This is a genomic window from Mesorhizobium sp. M7A.F.Ca.CA.004.04.2.1 (genome assembly GCF_004022825.1).
Lineage (GTDB): Bacteria > Pseudomonadota > Alphaproteobacteria > Rhizobiales > Rhizobiaceae > Mesorhizobium.
Window position 1 is genome coordinate 1 of sequence record NZ_RZPH01000705.1, and the last position, 3,246, is coordinate 3,246.

5 protein-coding genes are annotated in these 3,246 nt (G+C 61.7%); 3 read left to right on the plus strand and 2 right to left on the minus strand.

The features are described 5' to 3' along the window. Together waaF and rfaD are read right to left on the minus strand one after the other, a co-directional pair. Window positions 1-943, minus strand: a 943-nt coding sequence (gene waaF, locus EN893_RS25560) for a lipopolysaccharide heptosyltransferase II (protein WP_128361868.1), incomplete at its 3' end; no start/stop codon positions are given. Beyond that, window positions 916-1,884 carry an ADP-glyceromanno-heptose 6-epimerase gene (gene rfaD, locus EN893_RS25565; protein ID WP_127269898.1) on the minus strand — a complete coding sequence of 323 codons (969 nt, stop codon included), beginning with the start codon at window positions 1,882-1,884 and terminating at the stop codon, window positions 916-918. The genes rfaD and waaF, both read right to left, overlap by 28 nt. Before the next feature lie 149 nt (window positions 1,885-2,033). Between rfaD and EN893_RS25570 the strand changes: the two genes are divergently transcribed. From EN893_RS25570 to EN893_RS25580, 3 genes are all read left to right on the plus strand, one after another. Beyond that, the gene (locus EN893_RS25570) at window positions 2,034-2,270 is read left to right on the plus strand and encodes a type II toxin-antitoxin system Phd/YefM family antitoxin (protein ID WP_127269900.1); all 237 of its coding nucleotides are present in this window, start codon (window positions 2,034-2,036) and stop codon (window positions 2,268-2,270) included. Continuing rightward, window positions 2,263-2,676, plus strand: coding sequence for a hypothetical protein (locus EN893_RS25575; RefSeq protein WP_236382885.1), 414 nt, complete (start codon window positions 2,263-2,265; stop codon window positions 2,674-2,676). The genes EN893_RS25570 and EN893_RS25575 overlap by 8 nt, the downstream gene beginning before the upstream one ends. A gap of 36 nt (window positions 2,677-2,712) precedes the next feature. Continuing rightward, on the plus strand, window positions 2,713-3,246 hold a 534-nt coding region (locus EN893_RS25580; protein WP_164901094.1), incomplete at its 3' end, for a LysE family translocator.

Consider the following 3,246-nt stretch of genomic DNA (forward strand, 5'->3'; position numbering starts at 1 on the left):
TCTTCAGGCAGTTGAGGTGGCCGAGCGGGCAGACCTTCTGGTGGCATGGCGAGCACGACAGGCCAAGCCAGACCAACTCGCGGCGTTCCCCCAGCGGCGGCGTGTTCTCGGGCGAGGTCGAGCCATAGACGGCGACGATCGGCGTGCCGACGGCGGCCGCGACATGCATCAGCCCGCTGTCGTTGGACACGGCCAGCCTTGCGGCTGATATCAGATCGATGGCGTCCTCCAGCCGCGTCTGTCCGGCGAGATCGACGACGCCGGGGGCCAGGGCCGCGATCTCCGCCGTCACGTCGCGGTCGTTCTTCGAGCCAAACAGAGCAACCTTCAAGCCTTTGCCCATGAAATCGCGGGCAAGCCCGGCATAGCTTTCGCTGGGCCAGCGCTTGGCCGGGCCGAATTCGGCGCCGGGCATCAGGGCCACGAATTTCTGCGGCGCCAAGCCGAAACGGCCGAGCAGGTCGACCTGGTTTTTCGTGTCCACGGTCAGTCGCGGCGCCCGGAAAGTGCCGCCCTGGGCGAGACCGAAATAGGCCTGCGCTGTGCGTCGTTTGATGCTGTCGGGCAATGGCACGATGTCGGTCAACAGGCCATAGCGCATCTCGCGCAAATTGCCGACACGGCGCGGAATACGGGCAAAGAACGGGATCAGCGCCGACTTCCAGCTGCCCGGCAGGATATAGGCCATGTCGTAGCGGCCGCGCAGCAGGCGGCCGAAGCGGCGGCGATGGGTGAATTCGAGCGCGCCGGGTTTGAGCGGAAAGTCGATCTGCTGGCGGATCTCGGGCATGCGCTTGACCAGCGGCGCGGCCCAGGCCGGCGCCAGCACATCGATAGCGGCGTTGGGACGCAACTCCTTCAGCGCCGAAAACAGGCACTGCGCCATCACCATGTCGCCCACCCAGCGTGGGCCGATCACGAGGATCGTTGGGCTTTCAGCCATTCGACATAGTCTCTGACACCGGTTTCCACTGTCCGGAATTGGCCGTTATAACCGGCCGCGCGCAAACGGGACATATCAGCTTGCGTAAAGCTCTGGTAGCTGCCCTTGAGATGGTCGGGAAAGGGGATGAATTCAATCTCGCCTTTCCCCAACGTGTCGATCACCGTTTCGGCTATGGCGCGGAAGGGCTGGGCACGGCCGGTGCCGCAATTGAAGATGCCGCTTGAGCCCTGTTTCCACAGCCACAGATTGACGTCGGCAACGTCGCCGACGTGGATGAAGTCACGGCTTTGTTCGCCGGGTCCGAACCCGTCATAGGCGCCGAACAGTTTCGGGTTCTGGCCTTGTTCGACCTGGTTGAACAGATGGAAGGCGACGGAGGCCATGGCGCCCTTATGCGCCTCGCGCGGGCCATAGACGTTGAAGTAGCGCAAGCCCACGACCTGTGAATGGTCGGTATCGAAGGCGGTGCGCCCGGCGAACACGGTTCGCCTGACGTAATCGTCGAACAGCTTCTTGGAATAGGCGTATACGTTGAGCGGCCGCTCGAGCGCGGGATCCTCGCGAAACTCCGAGCCGCCGCCATAGACGGAAGCCGAGGAGGCATAAAGGAAAGGCACGCGCAGCGCCTGGCTTGCATGCAGCAGCCGTTTCGAGAAGGCGTAATTCACCTCCATCATGAATTTGCCGTTCCACTCGGTGGTGGTCGAGCAGGCGCCCTGGTGGAACACCGCCTCGATGCGGCCGAGCGAGCCGGCCTCCATGCGGTCCAGGAAATCGTTCTTGTCGAGATAGTCGGCGATCTTGAGATCGGCAAGATTGGCGATCTTGTGACCGTCGGTAAGGTCGTCGACGACCAGGATGTCGTCATGCCCTTCGGCATTCAGCGCGGCGACGATGTTGGAGCCGATCATGCCGGCGCCGCCCGTGACGATGATCATGAAGGGCCTCTGGTTGCTTGCGATTCCGGTCCTTATAGGGGAGGCTAGGCGGGCTGTCGACAAAGCCAGGCGCATGCGCCTGTCCTGCCACTTTTATGCGCTTGTCTGTTTTGTCTGTTTTGTCTATTATGGACAAAACAGGGTGTCCCATGAAAAACTATCCATCGACCGATCTGAAACAGAATCTTGGAGATGTGCTTGCAGCTGCCAGCCAGCAGCCGGTCTCCATCACTCGCCACAACAAGCCGAGATACGTCCTGATGAGCATCGAGACCTACGAAGCGCGCTTCGGCAACGACAGCCGCCGCGTCTACGCTGCGGAGGATGCCCCGACCGAACATGTCGAGATGCTCGAGGAGTACGCCGCGGAATTGGACCGTGATTAAACCCGCCGCTGCGGACGTCTGGCGATATCCATATCTTTGGCATCGTCAACACGGAGACGGCGAGACCGAAGGCCGGAAGTCACGGCCTGTGGCCTTTGTGGCTGTCCTTCCTGGGAAAGCCGGCGGTACGAACCTCTTCATCCTTGCAATCACTTCCACGCAGCCGGGCCGTGATCGCGTTGCCGTCAGCATTCCGGAAATTGAACGCCACCGTGCGGGCCTCGACCCTATGCCCCTTTGGGTCATGGTCGATGAGTACAATCATGATATACTGGAAGCGTCGGCCTATTTCGAGCCGGGTGCGCGAATCGGCGCGTTCAGCCCGTCATTTCACAAGAAAATTATGTTCGCTTTTACTGCGGTTGTCCGCACGGGTCAGTCCAAAGCCATCCCGCGCGCGGACTGAATCGACAGAACAGAGCACGATCGTGAGGGACCAAAAATGCCATCGACCGAACTGCTCATCGCGTTTTTCGCCACCACGGCGATTTTCGCCTACATTCCAGGCCCGGCCATGCTCTATGCGGCCGCGCAGACGATGGCGCGCGGCCGCTGGTCCGGCCTGACGGCGGCACTTGGCATTCATCTGGGCGGCTACGTGCATGTTTTCGCAGCGGCTGCCGGGCTGTCGGTGCTGTTTCATGCCGTGCCGACGCTCTACCTGGCGGTCAAGCTGGTCGGCGCGCTCTATCTGATCTGGCTTGGCGTCTCGCTGTTTCGCAAGCGCGTGGAGGGCGATGCGGCGCTGCCCGCGATCGAGCGCAAATCGGCACGGCGTGCCTTTTTCGAGAGCATCACCGTCGAGGTGCTCAATCCGAAGACAGCGATCTTCTTCATGGCGTTCCTGCCGCAATTCATCGACGCCTCGGCGGCGTTTCCGGTCTGGCTGCAGTTCGTCGTGCTCGGCACGATCGTCAATCTGATGTTCTCTTCGGCCGATATCGTCTGTGTGTTCCTGGCGGGCGCCGTGATCGGC

Excerpts from the sequence above, each read along its gene's own strand:
- rfaD (WP_127269898.1), bottom strand. The coding sequence starts at position 1,884 with ATGATCATCGTCACGGGCGGCGCCGGCATGATCGGCTCCAACATCGTC.
- EN893_RS25570 (WP_127269900.1), top strand. The coding sequence starts at position 2,034 with ATGAAAAACTATCCATCGACCGATCTGAAACAGAATCTTGGAGATGTG.